Below are 20903 nucleotides of genomic sequence, written 5' to 3' on the forward strand. Positions count from 1 at the left end.
GTCCTTTGCCTCCTGGCGCTCGCGTTCTGTCTCGTTGTCATGATGGGGGCGTCGGACCGGCCGGTCGGGACGTTTCGGCAACTTCGCCACCGCCCGGGTGAGTCCGTCCGGATGCCGCTCCGGACGCCCGCGGTCACACCGGATCGGCCCGGCCGCGGCGCGGCCCCGCCGGGCGGGTCTCGCCCCGGATCGGCAGCCAGTAGAAGGGGATGAACGCGGCGATCACCGTGACGCCGAGGGCGGGAACGAGGGCGCCCAGCAGGGTGCCGGCGGCGATCCAGGTGAGGGCGAGCCGGAAGCGCCGGCCGATGGCCCTGGCGCCGGCGGCGTCGAGGGTGGCCACGAGCAGCCGGGGACGGCGGCGCGCGTACGCCCAGATGGCGTTGAACAGGACCGCTGCCAGTTCGAACGTGAGGCCGTGGAGGACGACGGCGACCCGCTCGCCGTGCCCCTCGCGGAACGCCTGGGCCAGCACCGAGGCGGCGAAGGGCAGGAATGCGATGTCCATCAGCAGCACGGTGTTGAGGAACAGCACCATCCGGTCGGCGGTGCGGATCTGGTCGAACATGACGTGGTGATTGGCCCACACCTGCCCGATCAACATGAACGTCACGGCGTAGGCAAGATAGGACGGCCAGAGCGTGACGAGGCCGTGCAGCAGGTGCCGGCTGTCCTGTGGCGGGCGGATCTCCAGGACGAGCAGCGTGACGGCGATGGCGAGGACCGCGTCGGTGAACGCGACGACCCGGGAAGGGTCCCGCGCGATGCCGAACGGTGACGAGCGTCCCGGCGTGCGGGCGGGTTCTGGCACGGTCCCAGCATCCGGCACCGACCCCGGCGGGACACGGACGCCGGGCGGCAATTCGCGGCGTCGTACCAGGAAGGGGCCGGCGGACCGCCGGTAGCGGCCCGCCGACCCCCGGGATGCCTGGTGTTACACGCCGCCGGACCGGAACGCCACCCAGGCGTCACTCATCCGGTCCGCCTGTCCGGCGGTGAACATGTTCATGCAGGAGTCCTGCGTGTAGTCCATGAAGTTGTGGATCGGGTCCAGCCCGGGCGCGGTGCAGGTGTCCGCGCCGATCGGGCAGTCGAACTGCGGCGCCGCCTCGCGCGGGGTGTCCGCCACGAAGTCGCCCGAGGCCGAGCACCCGTGCGCGAAGGTGTGCTCCAGCATCAGCCAGTGCCCGACCTCGTGCGTCAGCGTGTCGCCCAGGGCGTACTTGCCCGCCGTCCCGCCGGGCATCGACTCGTCGAGCATCACCACGCCGTCGATGTAGTCCCGGCCGTTGTTGTAGCCCTTGGGGAAGTACGCCCAGCCGAGCAGGCCCCCGCCGATGTTGGCCGCGTACACGTTCAAGGTGCGGGCGTCGCCCGTGTACAGCGCCTTCTTCATGTCCCGCTCGTTCTTGCCGGGCACAACCGTGTACCAGTCGCTGTTCACCGTCCACGTCGTCCCGACGAGCGAGAACCGGAACGGGGTGTCGGAGGCGTCCGCCGCGGTGCGGCCGGCGTACGAGTCGTTGAGCACCGTCATCTGTGCCGCGATCAGGGTCTTCCACCTGGCGGTCTCCGCCGCGCTGAGGGCGTGGTCGGAGATCATGTGGAAGACCGTGGGCACGGTGACGCTGCCGTTGGGCAGGCGCGGCGAATCCTTGATCACGCCGTAGGCGTTCGCCTCGTTCTTGGAATACAGCTCGGGTTCCTGGGCGGTGGCGCCCTCGCTCACCCGCGCCGCGCCGTGCCCCTCGCCCGGGGCGCACGCCGTCACGCCCGCGGAGGCGGTCGCGGACACCACCGTGCCCGCCGCCGCGGATGCTCCGCCGGCCCCCAGGAACGTCGCCGCGGTGGCGGTCAGTACCGCCAGCTGGAAGGTTGGTCTTCTGTGCATCGTTGCACCTTTCGCCGGGATGGTGTCACCGACCTGGATGGACGGACGCGGCCGCCAGCAGGTCGGCGTCGTTCCGGTATGAGAACACGCCGCTGACCTGAGCAAAAGGCCCCATCGGGCCGCCCGGGCACCCGGCGGGTGACAGGTCGCCGCCGGCATGGGAACCTACCGGTCGGTAACGTTCCCGGCGGAAGGCAGTGACATGGCGGACCTGACAGCGCTGGCGGATCCGGGCGGGCAGCAGCCGGCGGCCCTCGATCCGGCCGCCGTGCGCCGCGCCTGGCGGGTGACCGAACCCCTGCACGCGCTTATCTACTTCGTGCCGGAGGCGCACGAGCGGTACGCCGCCCTCGGCCTGCCCGCGCCGGCCGGCTACTTCGCCTCCCGCGCGGCCGCCCTGGGGCCGGTCGGGCCCGGCCCGGTCGTGGCCAGCTTCTTCAACTTCAACCCGGACCTCGTGGCCCGGGTGCTGCCGGACGCCTGGGAGCGGGCGGCGCCGGCCGCCGTGCTGGCCGCCCGTCTGGACGCCGCCGACGCGGCCCTCACCCGGGCGCTCGGCGACGCCGTGCGGTCCCCGGAGCTGGTCGAGGCCGCCGAGCTGGCCCGGCGCGCCGCCGAGTCCGCCACCGCGTACCCCGAGGGGCGGCCGCTGTTCGCCGCCCACGCGGCGCTGCCCTGGCCGGACCAGCCGCACCTGGTCCTCTGGCAGGCCCAGACGCTCCTGCGGGAGTTCCGTGGCGACGGGCACGTGGCCGCCCTGGTGCTCGCCGGCCTGAGCGGCCTGGAGGCGCTGGTGCTGCACGCCGCCTCCGGCGAGGTGTCGGTCCGCTTCCTGCGCCGCACGCGGGGCTGGACCGGCGAGCAGTGGGCGGCCGCCATCGACCGGCTGCGCGGGCGCGGGCTGGTCGAGGGCGACGAGCCGGCGCTGACCGACCGCGGACGGGCGCAGCGGGCGTGGATCGAGGCGGCCACCGACCGGCTCGCCACGCCCGCGTACGCGGTGCTCGGCGCCGACGGGTGCGCCCGCCTCGCCGAGCTGACCCGGCCGCTGAGCCGCGCCGTGGTCGCCGCCGGGCTGCTCGACGTCGACAACGCCGTGCCGCGTCGCGCCTGAGCCCGGCCCGGCCGCGCGCCGCCGGCCTCAGGTCAGATCGAGCTGCACCGTGGCGATCTCCCAGGCGCGCAGGGGCAGCCGGACCGACCCGTCCCCGCCGACCGCGAGCGGCTCGCCGGCCCGGCCGAGCAGGTCCGCCCGCCACGCCCCGCGGACCGGCGCGCCGCCCAGCACGGCGGTGGTGTCGACAGGCGTCTGCGCCACCACGCGCACCTCGGTGCGGCCCGCCCGGTCCCGGACGCTCGTCACCACGACGCCCGGACCGCCGACGGAGAGCCCGACCGTCGGCGCGGGCAGCGCGGTGGTCGGGTCGGCGGTGCCCGGGAACGCCAGCACCTCGTGCCGGTACGCCTCGGCCGCCGCCAGCACCCCCGCCTCGTGCCAGGCGCCCCGGTACGGCAGCACCGCCAGCTCGACCGTGCGGCTGCCCCGGCACTGCGCCTGCGGCGTGGGCAGCTGCGGACCGGCGGGCTCGTCGCGCAGCGCGTGCCGGTTGCGCGACAGTATCCCGATCGACCGCAGCACGGTGACCGCCAGCTCGCGGCCGGCGTCGGTCAGCTCGTACTCGGTGGGCTGGGTCAGCAGCACGGCGAGCGCGCCGTCCGGCCCGCCGGCCGCGACGAACCCGTTGGCCGGGAAGGTGGGCAGCGGGACCTCGCCGCCACCGCCCTCGGCCGTCAGGCCGCGGGCCACGACGGCGAACTGACCCTCGGCGTACGAGGTGTCGGCCGGCGACGGCAGCGGCAGGTGCAGCCGCACCCGGTGGTCGTCGCAGCGGTTGTCGAACTCGACGCGCAGCCGGACGAAGCCCTCGCCGCGGCGCAGCTCGACCCGGGTGGTCACGGTGACGGGTTCCCGGTCCACGGCGCGGGAACCGGCGTCGACGTCCGCGGCCACCGGCCAGCGGTACTCCCGTACCACGTCGAGGACGGCCACCAGCGGCCCGTCGTGGCGCACGACGGTCCGCACGGCCCGCGGCTTGTCGACCAGCTCGTCGGCGGCCGGCGGCGCGTAGTTGTAGCTGTCGCCCACGTCGCCGCCGTCGACGATCCGGCCGACCCCGTCCACGGTCACCCCGTCCGGGGTGGACAGCGCCAGGGTGCCGTCCTCGGCGACGTCGACCCGGAGCAGGCCGTTGTCGAGGCTGCGGCCGGCCACCGTGACCGGGTCGGACGCGGGCGTCGCGGTCGCCGGGAGCGGCGCCGGCCGGACCGCGGCGCGCCCCAGCGGGGGCACGTCGACCAGGGCGGCCACGGTGGCCCGGGGAGCGGCGAGGATCCGTACCCGCCACCGGTCGGCCGGCGCGGCGGCGGCGAGCGCCAGGCGGACGTCCTCCACGTCGAAGGCCGGGTCGCCGTGGCGGGCCACCTGGAAGGTGAGGGTGGCGTCCTCGGGTGCGACGGACCAGGCCGTGACCTCCTGGCCGTACAGCTCCCGGCCGTGCACCCGGGTGAGCACGGCCGGCAGGTCGGCCGCCGGCACGATGTCGTCGGCGAGCAGCGTGCGGTTGCGGTCGAGGACCTGGGTGGCCACGCGGCGGCCGGCGGCGTCGGCGAGCGCCACAGCGCCGTCGGCCGGCGTCTCCACGTCCAGGCACACCAGGGCGGTACGCGCCGCCGGGGTGGGGTTGAACAGCAGGTAGCCGTCCCGGGGCACGGCGGTCGACAGCCGCGCGCCGACCAGGTCGCAGACCGCCCGGCCGAGCTGGTCGGCCTCGGCGAGCCGGGCGGCGACCTGCTCGGCGGTCTCGTCGCAGCCGCAGCCGGTCACCGAGTCGTGGCAGCTCGCGTCGATCAGCCGGGTCCAGGCCATGTCGAGGAAGCGCTGCACGGACCCGTCGTGGGTGAGCGCGGCGAGCGGTTCGGCGTACCGTTCGACGCGCCGCTCGGCGCGGTTCATCGCCTGCTTCAGGTGCGCCCGGACGGAGATCACGCCGGGCAGGATGTTGGCCCGGGCGTGCGAGCGCAGTTCACCGCGCACCACGGGCAGGCCGTCGACAGTGGCCGGTTGGGTGGCGAAGTACTCGGCGAGGGTGCCCAGCCGCAGCCGGGTGCCGGCGACGTCGGCGGTGGCCAGCAGGTCGGGGGCATCCGGCGCCGGCGCCGCGTGGTCGGTGCCGTACATGGCCAGCACCGGGGTGTCGTCACCGGCCGGGCGCCACCCGGCGAGCCGCTCGGCCAGGTCGCCGGCCCGGCGCGTGACCTGCGCGGCGTCGTCCATGAGGCCGGCCGCGTTGCCGTAGCCGCCGGGTAGGTACTGGGTGCGGACGGTGGTGCCGTCAGGCGCCTGCCAGGCGAACGCGTGACTGTGCACCCGCTCGGGCACGCCCCGGAACACGCAGGCGTGGGCCAGCCCGGCGCCGGCCAGGATCTGCGGCATCTGGGCGATGTGGCCGAACATGTCGGGCAGGTAGCCGACCGGCATGGCACCGCCCAGGTCGGCGCTGCGCGCCAGCCCGCGTTCCAGGTTGCGGACGATGTTCTCCCCGGAGCAGAGGAACTCGTCGAGCAGGATCTGCCAGGGGCCCACCGACAGCCGGCCGGCCCGGACCAGCTCGATCACCTGCTCCCGCCGCTCCGGGCGGACCTCCAGGTAGTCGTCGACCGCGGCGAGCTGCCCGTCGAGGGTGAACCGCTGCCGCGGGTCGCGCTCCATCCGGTCGAACACGTCGTCCAGCAGCGCCACCAGCCGCAGCCGGAACCGCTGGAACGGCTCGTACCACTCCCGGTCCCAGTGGGTGTGCGGGACCACGATGATCTCGGTCGGTCGCGTCATCAGCTCGCCGCCTCTCCGCTGATCGCCGCCCCGGTCAGCTCCCCGTAGCGGCGTACCACCTGCTGGCTGGTCCGTACGTCGGCCGCGCCCTCCGCGATGCCGGTCAGCGGCGCGGCACCCGCCGTGACCATCGCGTGGAACGCGACCAGCTCCTGCTCGAACGCCTCGGTCACCGACCGGTACGCGGCCCGCCGCTCGCCACCGCCGTGCTCGTCCACCACGGTCAGCGTGGTCGGCGCGTTGAGCAGGTACGGCGAGGGGAACACCAGCTCCAGCGAGCCGCGGGCGTGGTGCAGGGTGACCGTCTCCCGGTAGGCGGGATAGTCCGGCAGGTTGAGCCACCGGATGCCGTAGCGCGCCCCGCCCGGCAGCCGCCCGCTGATCTCCACCGACGGCTCCGCCGGGCCGTCGGGGCGCAGCGGCCAGGTGGCGACCTGCTCCACGGTGGCCGGCGCCCCGGTGAACAGCCGCAGCAGGGACAGGTCGTGCGAGATGCTGTTGATCAGGATCTGGTAGAGGGCGCGGGCGCCCGGGTCGGCGCCGACGGCGGTGTCGAGCAGCGCCCGGTCGGCGGCGGACAGCCGGGCCACCTCCTCGGCCGGCACGTCGCCGGCGGCCGGCGGCAGGTTGGCGAAGCGCAGTTGCCGGTCGCCGCCGGCGTGCAGCACGGTCACCTCCACGGCGTGCACCCGCTCCGGGCCGCCGAGGTCCGCCAGCAGCCGCGCGGCCTCGGCCACCGCCGGGTCGTACTGCTTCATGTAGCCGACCATCAGGGCCGGACTGCCGGCGCCCAGCTCGGCCAGCTGGGCCGTCTCGGCGAGGGTGTAGGCCAGCGGCTTCTCGCACAGCACGGGCAGGCCGGCGCGCAGCGCCAGCGCGGCCAGGCCGCCGTGCGAGCCGGAGGTGGCCAGCAGCACGGCGTCGCAGCCGCCGTCGGTGACCATCCGGGCCGCGTCGGTGTAGCGGCGGGCCGGCTCGACGCCGTACCGCTCACCCAGCTCGGTCAGCCGGGACGGGGACAGGTCGGCCAGCGCGACGATCTCGAACAGGTCGGCGCGGCGTTGCAGCAGCGGCAGGTGCACGGTGCGGGCGATGATGCCCAGCCCGGCCACCGCGATCCGGATCCGCTTGCCCGGTTCGGTCATCGCAGCGCCTCCTCGAGCCACCGCCGGTTGGCGTGCTGGTCGGCGCGGATGCGGTCGAGGTTCCCGCCCTCGGGGGCGTCGTGCTCGACGACCAGCCAGCCGGTGTAGCCGGTGTCGTCGAGCGCCGCGAACACCCCGGCGAGGTCGACGTCGCCGCGGCCCAGGGCGCAGAAGCCGCCGGCCGCGACCACGTCCATCAGGCCCCCGCCGGCCGCCCGGGTCCGGGCGTGGGCGGCGAGGTCGGCGTCCTTCAGGTGCACCTGGCCGATCCGGCCGGCCCAGCGGCGCGCGGCGGCCACCGGGTCGCCGCCGGCCAGCGCCAGGTGCCCGGTGTCCAGGCAGATGGCGATGTCGGTCAGGTCGAGCAGCCGGTCGGCCTCCGCCTCGGTCTCCACGTCGGTGCCGAGGTGATAGTGGAACACCGGCTCCAGGCCGCGGTCGCGGCACCGGTCGGCGGCCTGCTGCACCCGCGCGGCGAAGTCCGGCCAGGCCGCGGCGGGCAGTGCCGACGCCAGGTCGGTCGGGACGCCCGGCCGGGCCATCCGGCCCGGGTTGCCCGGGCAGGCCAGGGTCGGCCGGGGCGCGAACCGGGGGTCGTCGACCGGGGCAGCGGTGAACACGTCGAGCGCGGCGTCGAGCTGGGTCAGGTCCTCGGCGAAGCCGGCCGGGTCGGCGAACCGCAGGTCGACCCAGCCGCCGGCCAGCCCGATGCCGGCCGCGGCCAGCCGTCGCGCCAGGGTCTCCCCGGTGCCGAGGTAGCCGATCGGGCCGGAGTCCACCCCGGTGTAGCCGTCGCGGGCCAGTGCCGCGAGCAGGTCCTCGGGGTCGACGGGCGCGCCGGTGGGCTGGTAGATGCCGTAGTTGACGGGGGCGCCGGCCACCCGCGTGCGTGCGGTCAGCTGCACAGTGCGATCACCTCCATGCGGTGGGACTCCAGGACGTGCAGCCCGTCGCCGGCCGGCAGCAGGCACCGGTCGCCGCGGACCACCCGGTGCCGCCCGTCCGGGTCGGCGAGCAGCGCGCCGTCGGCGCCGAGCGCCAGCAGCTCGTCACCGAGGCGCAGCAGCAGCGGCCCGCCGGGGTCGGCGGAGACGGCGGTACGGCCGCCGCGCAGCGCGTCCAGCACGGCGTCGCCGGGTGCGCGGTCGGGGTCGGCGAGCACCCAGGTGGTGGGGGAGCCGGGTGGCGCGTCGTCGCCGGGGCGGTGGAAGTCGCTGCCGCCCACCGCCACGACGTCCGGCCGCCAGGCCCGGGCCCAGGCGAGCGGGGCGCCCCAGGTGCGGTCCCACCAGCCGGAGTGCCACACCTCGACCAGCTGGGTGCGGTCGGCCAGGGGCTGGCGCCAGGCGCAGTCGCCGCCCAGGGGGTGGTTGACCGACATGAGTCCGCCGCCGCGCCGGGCGGCGGCGAGCCACTCGTCCGGCGGGCGGCGGAAGTCGACCCAGCCCACCGGCCCGAACACGTTGGCGTGCCCCCGGTCGGTGGTCACCTCCTGGCCGGGCAGCAGCGTGACGCCGTAGCGGGCGGAGGCGTCCGGCAGCCACGGGTGGTGGCTGACGGTGTTGTGGTCGGTGACGGCGAGGAAGTCCAGGCCGCGGGCGGCGGCGAGCGCGGCCAGCTCGTCGATTGTCGAGCTGCCGTCGCTGTGCACGGTGTGCGCGTGCAGGTCACCGGCGAGCCACCGCCGGCCGTCGACGGCGGGCAGGTCGCGGCGGGGCGGGCGGTCGGGGCGGGGTGGCGCCGGGGGTGCGGGTGGCGCGGGCGGCGGCGTGCCGCTGGTGGTGGCGGTGACCTCGTAGTCCAGCCCGTCCGGTGGGATGCGGTGCAACCGCAGCAGCACCTGCCACTCGCCGGGTTCCAGCTCGCCGGGCAGGTAGCCGGGGGTGGCCCAGTCGGCCGCCACGGTGTAGCCGTCGCGGGCGCCGCCGGACCAGCCGCGGAAGCCGTCGGGCCCGACGCAGCCCAGGTCGAGCACCCCGGCCTCGCGGGGGTAGTCCAGCCGGACGGTGAGCGCGGCGGTGCCGGGTGCGACGGTGACCGGCAGGGCGCGCAGCACGTCGTCGGCCCGGTCCTGCAGGGTCCACCTGCCGCGGTGCACGACCACGGTCAGCTCCGGACGGCCGCGTCGGCCCGGGGGGCGGGCACACCGGCGGCGGCGGTGACCAGGTTTCCGTCCCGGTAGAGCAGTGACCGGCCGGGGCGGGGCACCGCCCAGCCGGTGTCGCCCGGTTCCGGTTCCCCGCCCTCGGGCACCACGACCTGCACACTGGTCCGGCCCGGGTCGCCGGCCCCGTCGCCCACCCCGGCGTCGTCGGCGGGCACGTCCAGCGAGACCAGGGAGACGCTGCCCAGGTTCTCCACGACGACGACCTCGCCGGTCAGCGCGCCGGGGACCGCCGTGGGGGAGTAGTCGAGGTATTCGGGGCGGATGCCGTAGACCAGCCGCTCGCCGTCGGCGACCCGGTCGCGGGCGTCCTCGGGCAGCGGCAGCCGGGCCCGGGCCACGGCCAGCTCGTCGCCCCGCACCCGCGCGTCGATGAGGTTCATGGGCGTGGAGCCGATGAAGCCGGCGACGAAGGTGTTGGCGGGGCGGCGGAACACCTCGGTGGGGGTGCCGACCTGGCGGATCCGGCCGCCCTCCATCACCGCGATCCGGTCGGCCAGGGCGAGCGCCTCGGCCTGGTCGTGGGTGACGAAGACGGTGGTGACGCCCAGCTCCCGCTGCAGGCGCTTCAGGAAGGTCCGGGCCTCCAGCCGCAGCCGGGCGTCGAGGTTCGACAGCGGCTCGTCGAGCAGGAACACCTGCGGGTGGCAGGCCATCGCCCGGGCCAGGGCGACGCGTTGCTGCTGGCCGCCGGAGAGCTGCCCGGGGCGCCGATCCAGCAGCCCGGACAGGCCGAGTTCGTCGGCGGTGTCGGCGGCCTTGCCGGCCCGGCTGCGCCGGTCGACCTTCTTGATCCGCAGCGGGTAGGCGATGTTGTCCCGCACGGTCATGTGCGGGAACAGGGCGTAGTCCTGGAAGACCATGGCCACGTCGCGCTTGCCCGGCGGCAGGTTGGTGACGTCCCGCTCGCCGATCCGCACGCTGCCGCCGGAGGCGACCTCCAGGCCGGCGATCGTGCGCAGCAGGGTGGTCTTGCCACAGCCGGACGGGCCGAGCAGGGCGAAGAACTCCCCGTCGGCGATCTCCAGGTCGAGGGCGTCCAGGGCGCGTACCCCGTTGGGGTAGACCTTGGTCAGCTCGCGCATGGTGATGGCGGACATCAGCGCTTGATCCCTCCGTGGAAGCGGAACCCGTACCGGCTGCTGACGAAGACGAACATGAGCGCCACCGGCAGCGAGTAGAGCAGGGAGAAGGTGGAGAGCAGCCGCAGGTCGGCCTGCCCGCCCTCGGTGTAGAGCGTGTACATGATCACTGCGGCGGGAGCCTTGTCCGGGCTCAGCAGCAGGTACGGCACCAGGAAGTTGCCCCAGACGTTGGCCACGGCCCAGACGCCGATGGTGGCCAGGCCGGGGCGGACCAGCGGCACCACGATGTGCCACAGGATCTGCAACGGGCCGGCGCCGAAGACCCGGGCCGACTCCTCGTAGGACGTCGGGGTGGAGTCCATGAAGTCCTTGAGGATGAAGATGGCCGCCGGCAGCAGCCCGCCGCTGAGGATCAGGATGACGCCCAGCCGGGAGTCGATCAGGTTGAGCCGGAAGGCCAGCTCGTACAGCGGCACCATGGTGGCCGTTCCGGTGACGATCGAGGACAGCAGCAGCAGCCCGTAGAGCAGCGCGTCGCGGCCGGGCACCCGGACCCGGCTCAGCGCGTACGCGGCGAGCGCCGCGAACGTCACCACCAGCGCCGCGGTGCCGGCGGCCAGGTAGACCGAGTTGAGCAGCGAGGGCAGCGCGTACGGGTTGTCGAGCAGGGCCCGGAAGTTGTCCAGGGTGAACCGCGGCAGCGAGGCGGTGACCGTCGGGGTGTCGTCGAACGGGGCGGTGGCCAGCCACAGCAGCGGCAGCGCGAAGAAGGCCAGCACGGCGCAGAGGAACGTGTAGCGGCCGATCCGGGCGAGGACGTGGCGTACCACGACGGTGGGCCGGGTCGGCTCGGTGGTGGGCGCGGCCGCGTCGGTGGTCACGCCGCCTCCTTCCGCCGCCCCAGCATCCGCAGGTAGACCAGCGCGATGACCAGGTTGATCAGCAGCATGATGAACGAGATGGCGGCGCCGAAGCCGAGCTCGCCGCCGGAGAGCGCCACCTTGTAGACGTAGACCGGCAGGATCTCCGAGCGCTGCTCGGGCCCGCCCGCGGTGATCAGGAACGGCGCGAAGTCGTTGAACGTCCAGAGGCTGATCAGCAGCAGGTTGGTCAGCACGTGCCCGCGGATGCGGGGGAAGACGACGTCGCGCAGCTGCTGCCAGGTCGAGGCGCCGGCCAGCCGGGCGGTCTCCAGGTGGGAGCGCGGGACGTTCTCCAGCGCGGCGGCGTAGAGCATCATCGAGAACGCCGTGCCGCGCCAGGTGTTGAAGACGATGATCGACAGCATCGGGTGGTCCAGCAGCCAGGCCGTCCCGGGGATGCCGAGCAGCGCGTTGAGCGTGCCGGCGTCCCGGTCGAGCAGGGCGATCCAGAGGAAGGCGACCACCGAGCTGGGCAGGATCCAGGAGAGCAGGACGAACCCTTCGACCACCCGGCGCAGCGGGCCGCGACGGTCGCGCAGCGCGACCGCGATGGCGAACCCGAGACCGGCCTGGCCGATCACCGCCGACCCGAGGACGAACTGCAGGGTCAGCAGCAGGGAGGAGCGGAACCGCTCGTCGCCGAGCGCCTGGGTGTAGTTGTCCAGGCCGACGATCTCGGGGTGGGCGGCGGCCAGGCCGGTCAGCCGGTAGTTGGTCATGCCCAGGTAGATCGTCCAGGCGGCCGGCACCACGAGGAAGGCCAGGATGAGCAGCATGGCCGGGACGAGGAATCCGGTGGCCCGGGCCCGGCCGAGCCCGGCGGCGTCGGGGGCCGGGGAGGCGCCCGTGACCGGGCGCGCTCCCTCGACCACCTCGTCAGGAGGTGACGTTACCTGGACCACCGACGAACCCTTCGACCTTCTTCTGGTACTCGGCGGCCGCCTCGTCGGCGCTCTTGCCCGCCGTGGCGGCGGCGGTCGCCTCCTGCAGCGCCACCGACACCTGCGGGTACACCGCCAGCGGCGGCCGGTACGCGGTCACCGGCAGCACCTTCTCGGTGATGAAGCTCAGCATCGGATCGCCCGCGAGGACCTCCTTGTTGACGTCCTGCCGCGCGGTGATGCGCGCCTCGCCGGCGAGTTCGGCCTTGACGGCCTCGGCCGAGTGCATGAACGACAGCAGTTCCCACGCCTGGGAGGGGAACTTGGAGTTGGGGTTGAGCGTCCGGACGCCGCCACCGGACATGCTGACGAAGTCCTGGCCCCGGATGCCCGCGCCGGGCTGCTTGGCCGGGATCATCGCGTAGCCGACGGTGGTGTCCCGGTCGGCCATCTTGGCGATGCCGGTCTTCGGGTTGACGACGCTGCGCCAGAAGTAGTCGCCCTCGGCGAGGATGCCGATCTTGCCGGCGGCGAATTCGGCGAACGACTTGTCGCGCCCCTTGGCCTCCTGCTGGAGCTTCGGGTCGCCCAGGCCGCCCGCGTAGACCTTGCCGTAGAAGTCGAGCATGTCCTTGACCGGCTGGGTGGCGCCGGACCACTTGCCGTCCTTGTAGATCTCGCCGCCCGCGCCGACCAGCAGCGGCAGCGCGCCCTGCATGGAGGTGGCCTCGCCCATCGCGGTGCCGGCGTTGATCTGGATCGGCGTCACCCCGGGCAGCGCCTTCAGCTTGGCGCCGGCGTCGAGGATCTCCTGCCAGCTCTTCGGCTGCCAGTCGGCGGGCAGGCCGGCCCGGGCGAAGAGCTTCTTGTTGTAGTAGAGGACCCGGCCGTCGGTGCCGAGCGGGATGGCGTAGCGCTTGTTGTCGAACGAGCCGAGGCCCTGCACGGTCTCCGGGATCTGGGACCAGCCCTCCCAGGAGTCGACCTGGTCACCGGCGACCTCGGACAGCGGCTTGAGGTAGCCGGCCTGGACGAACTCGCCGATCCAGATACCGTCCACGGCGATCACGTCGGCGCCGCCCTTGGACCGCAGGTCCAGGGCCAGCTTGGTCTTGTAGGCCTCGTCGTCGACGCCGCTGGCCTGGAACGTCACCTTGGCGGTGACGCCCTTGGCCTTCTGCGCCTCGACGAACTTGGGGATGACCCACTTCTCGATCCACTCCGCGCCCGCGGAGTTCTTGCCGCCGACGATGGAGTTGGCGGAGATCGTGAGGGTGATGTTCTTGGCGTCCTTACCGGCGGGCTCGTCCGAGCCGCCGCAGGCCGTGGCGGCGAGGGCGACGGCGGTGAAGGCGGCGAGCACGCCGGCGGCGCGTCTCGGCTTGGCTGACATGGGCTGTTTCCCTTCGCAAGGAGGAACTTCGAAGAGACTCGCGGGGTCGCCCCACCGGCCGCACGTCCGCCGCCGGCGGTGCTTGCGGCCACAATGTCATGACAGCCTGACGACGTAAATACCTGTCACTGAAATGAGCGCGAAACATCCACCGTCACCGTTCGGCGACGGTGACCTCGAGGGAGTAGCGGCTGGCCCGGTAGATGTGGGCGCCGTGCTCGACGTAGCGGCCCTGGTCGTCGTACGCGGTGCGGGTCATGGTGAGCACCGGCGCGCCGCGCCGCTCGCCCAGCATCTGTGCCTCGGCGGCGGTGGCGGCCCGCGCCCCGATCCGCTGCTGGGCACCGCGGATCCGCCGCCCGCCGGCACGCAGGATCGCGTAGAGGCCGTCGGCCTGCAGGGCCGCCATGGTGAGCCGCGGCTGGTCGACCGGAAGCCAGTTCTCCATGAGCGCGAGCGGTTCCCCGTCGGAGAACCGCAGCCGGCGCAGGTGCTGCACCTCGCCGCCGGGTGGCACGCCGAGGGCGGCGGCGACCGCCGGCGGGCAGGCCACGGTGGCCAGCTCCAGCACCGAGGTGGAGGGCCGCTGGCCGGCCCGGACCAAGTCGTCGTGCAGGCTGGTCAGCTCGACGGCCCGGCGGACCTCGCCCCGCACCACCTGGGTGCCCACGCCCCGGCGGCGGACGATCAGTCCCTTGTCGACCAGGTGCTGGATGGCCTGCCGCACCGTGGGCCGGGACAGCCCCAGCCGGTCGGCCAGCTGCAACTCGCTGTCCAGGCGGTCTCCCGGCGCCAGCTCACCGCGCTGGATCGCCGCGGCGAACTGCTGGGCGACCTGGAAGTAGAGCGGGACCGGGCTGCTGCGGTCGACCGCGATCTCGGGGCCGGTCACGGAATCCTCCTCGCTGCGGCTGCGCGGGATCGGGCGTGCTGATTGCGCGTCACTGTACCGAAGCGATCACGGAGCGCAGAGCACGGTTGTCATGACAACACATTGACACAACTCGTAGGGCACTGTTACCAATCAGGAACGGAATCGAGCTGGCGGACACGCCGACGCCGGCCGGGACGGAGGGCGCCGCATGCTCGATGTGCTCACCATCGGCCGGGTCGGGGTGGACATCTATCCGTTGCAGGTTGCCACGCCGCTGGCCGAGGTCGAGACGTTCGGCAGGTTCCTCGGCGGCAGCCCCACCAACGTGGCGGTCGCGGCCAGCCGGCAGGGCCTGCGCGCCGGGTTGATCACCCGCACCGGCGCCGACGCCTTCGCCGGCTACGTGCACCGGGCGCTGCGCGAGTTCGGTGTGGACGACAGCCAGGTCCGCCCGGTCGACGGGCTGCCCACCCCGATCACCTTCTGCGAGATCTTCCCGCCGGACCACTTCCCGCTGTGGTTCTACCGCACGCCCACGGCCCCCGACCTCCAGATCCGGCCCGAGGAGCTGGACCTCGACGCCGTCACCTCGGCCCGCGTCTTCTGGCTCACCGGCACCGGCCTGTGCCAGCAGCCCAGCCGGGACGCGCACACCGCCGCGCTCGCCGCCCGGGCCGGCCGCCCGCACACCGTGCTGGACCTCGACTACCGGCCGATGTTCTGGCCCGACCCGGCGGCCGCCACCGCGGCCGTCGCCGAGGCGCTGCCCCGGGTCACCGTCGCCGTCGGCAACCTCGACGAGGTGGAGATCGCCGTCGGCACCCGCGACCCCGACCGGGCCGCCGAGCTGCTGCTCGAACGCGGGCCCCGGCTCGCCGTGGTCAAGCTCGGCCCGGAGGGCGTGCTGGCCCGCACCCCGGAGCAGAGCGTACGGGTGCCGCCGGTGCCGGTGGACGTGGTCAACGGGCTGGGGGCCGGCGACGCCTTCGGCGGCGCGCTCTGCCTGGGGCTGCTGCGCGGCTGGCCGCTGGAGCGGACCATGCGCTTCGCCAACGCCGCCGGCGCGATCGTCGCCTCCCGACTGGCCTGCTCCGCCGCCATGCCCGACTACGCCGAGACGGCGGCGCTGGCCGGGGACGCCGCGCCGCGTCCGGCGCCGTCGACCGCCGCCCCGACAGGAGAAGACCGGTGAGCACCGAGTACGACGCGCTGACCCGCACCCGCGCGCACCGGCCGCAGGCGATCGCCGAAGCCGCCGCCCGCCGTACCCGCCGGCCCTGGCCCGAACCCGGCCGGCCGCTGTTCGTCATCGCCGCCGACCACCCGGCCCGCGGCGCCCTGGGGGTACGCGACCGGCCGATGGCCATGGCCGGCCGGGTGGACCTGCTCGACCGGCTGCGCGTGGCGCTGTCCCGGCCCGGCGTCGACGGCGTGCTCGGCACCCCGGACATCCTGGAGGACCTGCTGCTGCTCGGGGCGCTGGAGAACCGCCTGGCCATCGGCTCGATGAACCGCGGCGGACTCTCCGGCGCCACCTTCGAACTCGACGACCGGTTCACCGCCTACGACGCCGACAGCATCGCCGCGATGCGCTACGACGGCGGCAAGATGCTCTGCCGGATCGACCCGGACGACCCGGCGACCGCCTCCACCCTCCAGGCATGCGCCCAGGCGGTCACCGCCCTCGCCGCCCACCGCACCGTGGCCCTCGTCGAACCCCTCTGGGTGGCCCGGGACGGCGGGCGGGTCAGCGCCGACCTGCGCCCGGAGGCGGTCATCAAGGGCGTCAGCGTCGGGCAGGCGCTCGGCGCGACCAGCGCGTACACCTGGCTGAAGCTGCCGGCCGTCGACGAGATGGAGCGGGTGATGGCCGCGACCACGCTGCCGGTCCTGCTCCTCGGCGGCGACCCGGTGGAGGCGCCGGACGTCGTGTACGCGCGGTGGGCGCGGGCGTTGCGGCTGCCCGGCGTGCGCGGCCTGGTGGTCGGCCGGGCGCTGCTCTACCCACCCGACGACGACGTGGCCGCCGCCGTGGACCTGGCCGGGTCGCTGCTGCCCACCGGGCAGGACGCATGAGGACCCCCGACGCCCACCTGCCCTGGGGCGGCACCGCCCGCGCGCCGTGGGCGCTGGAGGTCACCCCCGAGCGGGCCGGCTGGACCTACGCCGGGCTGCGGGTGCTCACGCTGCCCGCCGGCGGCGAGGTCAGTTTCACCACCGGCGACGAGGAGATGCTGGTCCTGCCGCTGGCCGGCGCCGCCACCGTGCACTGCGACGGCTTGCGAATCGCCCTGACCGGACGGACGTCGGTGTTCGCCGCGGTCACCGACTTCGCCTACCTGCCCCGGGAGGCCGACGTGACGATCCGCGGCGCGGGACGCTTCGCGCTGCCGTCGGCGCGGGCCACCCGCCGGCTGTCACCCCGCTACGGCGCGGCCCGGGACGTGCCGGTCGAGCTGCGCGGCGCCGGCCCGGCCAGCCGGCAGGTCAACAACTTCTGCGCCCCAGACGCCTTCGACTGCGACCGGCTGGTCGCCGTGGAGGTGCTCACGCCCGGCGGCAACTGGTCGTCGTACCCGCCGCACAAGCACGAGGAGGACCGGGCGTACGACGACGGGCGGGTCGAGGCCGCACTGGAGGAGGTCTACTACTTCGAGGTGGCCGGCGGCGCGCCCGGCGAGGGTCCGGTGGGCTACCAGCGGGTCTACGGCCACGCCGACCGGCCCGTCGACGTGCTGGCCGAGGTGCGCACCGGCGACGTGGTGCTCGTCCCGTACGGCTACCACGGGCCGTCGATGGCCGCACCGGGCTACGACCTGTACTACCTGAACGTGCTGGCCGGGCCCGGTGCCGCCCGGACCATGGCCTGTGTGGACGATCCCCGGCACGGCTGGATCCGGGGCAGCTGGGCCGGCCAGCCGGTGGACCCGCGGCTGCCGCTGACCCGGCCCGGGACGAAGGAGGCGTGATGCCCAGGTTGACGGTGGCGCAGGCGGTCGTGACGTTCCTGGCCCGGCAGTTCTCCGAGCGCGACGGGCGGCGGCAACGGCTCATCCCGGCCTGCTTCGGCATCTTCGGCCACGGCAACGTCGCCGGGCTGGGCGAGGCCCTGGCCACCGCCGGCACCGACCTGCCGTACCACCTCTGCCGCACCGAGCAGGGCATGGTGCACACGGCCGCGGCGTACGCCCGGATGACCGACCGGCTCAGCACCCTGGCCTGCACCACCTCGATCGGCCCCGGCGCGACGAACCTGGTCACCGGCGCCGCCGGCGCCACCATCAACCGCCTGCCGGTGCTGCTCCTGCCCGGCGACATCTTCGCCACCCGGGTCGCCAACCCCGTGCTCCAGGAGCTGGAGGACCCGCGCTCCCACGACGTGAGCGTCACCGACGCGCTGCGGCCGGTCTCCCGCTACTGGGACCGGATCAACCGGCCGGAGCAGCTGCCCGCGGCGCTGCTCGCCGCCATGCGGGTGCTCACCGACCCGGCGGAGACCGGCGCGGTCACCCTCGCCCTGCCGCAGGACGTGCAGGCCGAGGCGTACGACTGGCCGGACGAGCTGTTCGCCGAACGGGTCTGGCACGTGCCGCGACCCCGCGCCGACGAGGCGGCGCTGGCCCGCGCGGCCGGGATCGTGCGGGCGGCCCGCCGGCCGCTGCTGGTGGCCGGCGGTGGGGTGATCTACAGCGGGGCGACCGGGGCGCTGCGCCGGTTCGCCGAGGAGCACGGCGTGCCGGTCGCCGAGTCGCAGGCCGGCACCGGCGCGCTGCGGCACGACCATCCGCTCGCCCTCGGCGCGGTCGGTGTCACCGGCACGACCGCGGCCAACGAGATCGCGGCCGGCGCGGACGTGGTGATCGGGGTGGGCACCCGCTACAGCGACTTCACCACCGCCTCCGGCACCCTGTTCGGCGACGGCGCGCGGTTCGTCAACCTCAACGTCACCCGCTTCGACGCGGCGAAACTGTCCGGCACGCAGGTCGTCGGCGACGCGCGGGAGAGTCTCACGGCCCTCGGCGACGCCTGCGCCGGCTGGGCCACCGAGCCGGCGTACCGGCAGTCGGTGACCCGGCTGCGTGAGCGGTGGACGGCCGTCGCGGACCGCGCCCGGCACGCCGACCCGGACGCGCCACCCACCCAGACCGCGGTGATCGGCGCGGTCAACGACGCCGCCGGCCCGCGCGGCGTGGTGGTGTGCGCCGCCGGGTCGATGCCCGGCGACCTGCACCGGCTGTGGCGCAGCGAGGACCCCAAGAGCTACCACGTCGAGTACGGCTACTCCTGCATGGGCTACGAGATCGCCGGCGGGATCGGGGTGAAGCTGGCCGCACCGGAGCGCGAGGTGTTCGTGCTGGTGGGCGACGGCTCCTACCTCATGCTGCCCAGCGAGCTGGCCACCGCGGTCGCCGAGGGCGTCAAGCTGGTCGTGGTGCTGGTCGACAACTCCGGCTTCGCCTCGATCGGCCGGCTGTCGGAGAGCGTCGGCGCGCACCGGCTCGGCACCGCCTACGCCGACCGGGCCGGGGAGCCGCTGCCGATCGACCTCGGCGCCAACGCGGCGAGCCTCGGCGCCGACCTGATCCGGGTGTCCACCATGGCCCAGCTCCGGGCGGCGCTGGCGACGGCGGCGGCAGCCACCCGGACCACCGTGGTGCACGTGCGGACCGACCGGTTCGAGGCCGGACCGGACGCCGGCGCCTGGTGGGACGTGCCGGTCGCCGAGGTCTCGACCACCGTGGAGGGGCGGGCCGCCCGGGCGGCGTACGAGGCGGGACGCAAGACCCGGCGCACCCACCTGCGTCCCGACTGACGGACTCCCTGTCACGATGGGGGCCCGACCGGACATGGGACGGACGTGAGCTCCGGGACCGAGCACGAGGAACGCTTCCGACGCGTCTACGCGGCCGACTTCGAGCCGCTGCTGGCGTACGCCCTGCGCCGCGTCGCGCAACCCGAGGACGCGGCCGACGTCGTCGCCGAGACCTTCCTGGTCGCCTGGCGCCGAAGACGGGACCTGCCGGCCGACGGCGAGGCCCGGCTGTGGCTGTACGGCGTCGCCCGCCGCGTGCTCGCCAACCACCACCGCGGCAGCGTACGCCGGCAGCGGCTGGGGGAGCGGCTACGCCAGCGGATCACCGCGGTGATCGGCGGCGACCCGGGCAGCGAGGTGCCGGAACGGCTCGCCGTCCGCGCGGCGCTGGACCGGCTGGGGGAGCTGGACCGGGAGGTGCTGCTGCTCACCGTCTGGGAGGGACTCGAACCGCGCGAGGCGGCCGAGGTGCTCGGGGTGAGCCCGGCCGCCGTGCGTACCCGTCTCTCGCGGGCGCGGGCCAGGCTCCGTGAACTCGCCGGTGACGACCTCCGCACACCCGGACATGTACTCGACGTCCTGACCACACCAGCCCCGAAGGAGGGCAGATGACCGAGGAGCACGTCGACCGGCTGGTCCGCGACGCCGACCCCTACCGGCCCGACGCCATCGGAGACCTCGACGGGGCGAAGCAGGCTCTCCTGGAGGAGATCATGTCCGAGCCGACGCCAGACCGCGTCGCCCACGTACCGCAGCCACGCTCCCGGGCACGCCGCGGCCTGGTCCGCCGCCTCGCCGGCCCGCTGACCGCGGCCGCCGCGCTCGTCGGCGTCCTCGCCGTGGTCACCGTCTACGGCCAGCCTCCGCACGACCGCCAGGCGGCTCCCACGGACACGGCCGACCCCACCACCGCCGCCGGACCGACCACCTCGTTCGCCTTCTCGCCGGTGGCGTTGCAGGCCGCCGAGCGGAACCCGCGGTTGCTCATCGACGAGCCCGGGTGGAAGGTGGCCACCGTCTACGGGTTCGCCGAGAAGCAGGGCACCATCGCGTTCCGCAAGGGCGGACGGCAGCTCGACATGAACTGGTACCCGGCCGACCAGTACGACGGCTACCACGCGGACCGGCGCCATGTCAGCGCACCGGAGGCGGTGAAGGTCGACGGGTGGGACGGCGACCTGTTCCGCTACCGCTCGGACGACTTCGCGGTCATGCTCCGCCCCCGCGACGGCGTCTTCGTCGAACTCCGCGCGGGCGGTGGAAACCGGACCGAGTTCGACCGGACCCTCACCCACGTCGTCCGCGTCGACGTGCGGACCTGGCTGGCCGCACTCCCGCCGGAGATCGTCACGCCGGCCCGCGTGGACGAGCGGGCCACCGCCGTGCTCGCCGACATTCCCCTGCCGCCGGACTTCGACAAGGCCGCGCTGGCCGGCCTCGGCACCAACGACGCGTACCAGTTCGGCGCCCAGGTGACGTCCCGGATCGGCTGCGCCTGGATCGCCGAATGGCAGCGGGCGAAACGAGCCGGCGACGACGCCGCCCTCCGGCGGGCCGCCGACGCGCTGCGCAGCAGCCACCACTGGAAGGTGCTGCACCAGATGAAGGACGAGGGCGACTGGCCGGAGGTGTTCTGGGAGACCGCGGACAAGGTCGCCGCCGGGGACGTGCCGCGCGGCTACGACCAGGCGTTGGGCTGCGGCTGAGACTCCCTGTCCCGGCCGTGGGGGGGGGGGCGGGGGGGGGGGGGGGGGCCCCCGGGCCGCGGGGGGGGGGGGGGGGTGATCAGATGGCGGCGCGACACAAGCGTGCCCGCCCCCCCGGAGGGGGGCGTTCGCTGTGACC

At 74.6% G+C, this 20903-nt stretch carries 18 protein-coding genes; 7 read left to right on the forward strand and 11 right to left on the reverse strand.

Translation table 11 applies throughout. From position 1 onward, the window contains the following. Positions 1-133: 133 nt before the first annotated feature. Positions 134-811 carry a TMEM175 family protein gene (locus ACZ6PY_RS25470; protein WP_466075980.1) on the reverse strand — a complete coding sequence of 226 codons (678 nt, stop codon included), beginning with the start codon at positions 809-811 and terminating at the stop codon, positions 134-136. Positions 812-934: 123 nt separating this feature from the next. Continuing rightward, the gene (locus tag ACZ6PY_RS25475; RefSeq protein ID WP_466075983.1) at positions 935-1891 is read right to left on the reverse strand and encodes a zinc metalloprotease; all 957 of its coding nucleotides are present in this window, start codon (positions 1889-1891) and stop codon (positions 935-937) included. 202 nt (positions 1892-2093) lie between these two features. Here ACZ6PY_RS25475 and ACZ6PY_RS25480 point away from each other — a divergent pair, with 202 nt between their 5' ends. Continuing rightward, complete coding sequence (locus ACZ6PY_RS25480) at positions 2094-3005, forward strand: SCO6745 family protein (RefSeq protein WP_466075986.1); 912 nt, start codon at positions 2094-2096, stop codon at positions 3003-3005. Between the two features lie 27 nt (positions 3006-3032). On the opposite strand, the gene ACZ6PY_RS25485 is transcribed toward ACZ6PY_RS25480, so the two are convergent. The 9 genes from ACZ6PY_RS25485 to ACZ6PY_RS25525 form a co-directional block, all read right to left on the reverse strand. Beyond that, positions 3033-5780: a glycoside hydrolase family 38 N-terminal domain-containing protein gene (locus tag ACZ6PY_RS25485; protein WP_466075989.1), complete on the reverse strand. Its 2748-nt coding sequence runs from the start codon at positions 5778-5780 to the stop codon at positions 3033-3035. Continuing rightward, positions 5780-6925 (reverse strand): Gfo/Idh/MocA family protein, encoded by a 1146-nt coding sequence (locus tag ACZ6PY_RS25490; RefSeq protein WP_466075992.1) that lies wholly within the window; start codon positions 6923-6925, stop codon positions 5780-5782. Before ACZ6PY_RS25490 ends, ACZ6PY_RS25485 begins: the two co-directional genes overlap by 1 nt. Beyond that, positions 6922-7830 carry a sugar phosphate isomerase/epimerase family protein gene (locus ACZ6PY_RS25495; RefSeq protein WP_466075996.1) on the reverse strand — a complete coding sequence of 303 codons (909 nt, stop codon included), beginning with the start codon at positions 7828-7830 and terminating at the stop codon, positions 6922-6924. Before ACZ6PY_RS25495 ends, ACZ6PY_RS25490 begins: the two co-directional genes overlap by 4 nt. Continuing rightward, entirely contained in the window at positions 7821-9029 is a 1209-nt protein-coding gene (locus ACZ6PY_RS25500; protein WP_466075999.1) for a CehA/McbA family metallohydrolase, read from the reverse strand. The genes ACZ6PY_RS25495 and ACZ6PY_RS25500 overlap by 10 nt, the downstream gene beginning before the upstream one ends. Positions 9030-9031: 2 nt before the next feature. Then, entirely contained in the window at positions 9032-10189 is a 1158-nt protein-coding gene (locus ACZ6PY_RS25505) for an ABC transporter ATP-binding protein (protein WP_466076002.1), read from the reverse strand. Beyond that, positions 10189-11055 carry a carbohydrate ABC transporter permease gene (locus ACZ6PY_RS25510; protein WP_466076005.1) on the reverse strand — a complete coding sequence of 289 codons (867 nt, stop codon included), beginning with the start codon at positions 11053-11055 and terminating at the stop codon, positions 10189-10191. The genes ACZ6PY_RS25505 and ACZ6PY_RS25510 overlap by 1 nt, the downstream gene beginning before the upstream one ends. Then, positions 11052-11999 (reverse strand): carbohydrate ABC transporter permease, encoded by a 948-nt coding sequence (locus ACZ6PY_RS25515; protein WP_466076009.1) that lies wholly within the window; start codon positions 11997-11999, stop codon positions 11052-11054. Before ACZ6PY_RS25515 ends, ACZ6PY_RS25510 begins: the two co-directional genes overlap by 4 nt. Beyond that, positions 11974-13371 (reverse strand): extracellular solute-binding protein, encoded by a 1398-nt coding sequence (locus ACZ6PY_RS25520; protein WP_466076012.1) that lies wholly within the window; start codon positions 13369-13371, stop codon positions 11974-11976. Before ACZ6PY_RS25520 ends, ACZ6PY_RS25515 begins: the two co-directional genes overlap by 26 nt. Before the next feature lie 154 nt (positions 13372-13525). Beyond that, a complete protein-coding gene (locus tag ACZ6PY_RS25525; protein ID WP_313722187.1) occupies positions 13526-14263 on the reverse strand; it encodes a GntR family transcriptional regulator in 738 nt (245 codons plus the stop codon). 190 nt (positions 14264-14453) lie between these two features. On the opposite strand from ACZ6PY_RS25525, the gene iolC reads away from it, so the two are divergent. Genes iolC through ACZ6PY_RS25555 form a run of 6 tightly spaced genes read left to right on the forward strand, consistent with a single transcriptional unit; the run spans position 14454 to position 20764 of the window. Beyond that, positions 14454-15437: a 5-dehydro-2-deoxygluconokinase gene (gene iolC / locus ACZ6PY_RS25530; protein WP_466076016.1), complete on the forward strand. Its 984-nt coding sequence runs from the start codon at positions 14454-14456 to the stop codon at positions 15435-15437. Then, complete coding sequence (locus ACZ6PY_RS25535; RefSeq protein ID WP_355635734.1) at positions 15434-16321, forward strand: Cgl0159 family (beta/alpha)8-fold protein; 888 nt, start codon at positions 15434-15436, stop codon at positions 16319-16321. The genes iolC and ACZ6PY_RS25535 overlap by 4 nt, the downstream gene beginning before the upstream one ends. After that, a complete protein-coding gene (gene iolB, locus ACZ6PY_RS25540; RefSeq protein WP_466076020.1) occupies positions 16318-17214 on the forward strand; it encodes a 5-deoxy-glucuronate isomerase in 897 nt (298 codons plus the stop codon). The genes ACZ6PY_RS25535 and iolB overlap by 4 nt, the downstream gene beginning before the upstream one ends. Then, entirely contained in the window at positions 17214-19058 is a 1845-nt protein-coding gene (iolD, locus tag ACZ6PY_RS25545) for a 3D-(3,5/4)-trihydroxycyclohexane-1,2-dione acylhydrolase (decyclizing) (RefSeq protein WP_466076023.1), read from the forward strand. The genes iolB and iolD overlap by 1 nt, the downstream gene beginning before the upstream one ends. 45 nt (positions 19059-19103) lie before the next feature. Further along, on the forward strand, positions 19104-19670 hold the full coding sequence (locus tag ACZ6PY_RS25550) for an RNA polymerase sigma factor (RefSeq protein WP_466076026.1): 567 nt from the start codon (positions 19104-19106) through the stop codon (positions 19668-19670). Further along, positions 19667-20764: a hypothetical protein gene (locus ACZ6PY_RS25555; RefSeq protein ID WP_466076029.1), complete on the forward strand. Its 1098-nt coding sequence runs from the start codon at positions 19667-19669 to the stop codon at positions 20762-20764. The genes ACZ6PY_RS25550 and ACZ6PY_RS25555 overlap by 4 nt, the downstream gene beginning before the upstream one ends. The last annotated feature ends 139 nt before the right edge of the window (positions 20765-20903 follow it).

The organism is Micromonospora sp. NPDC048907 (genome assembly GCF_055586885.1).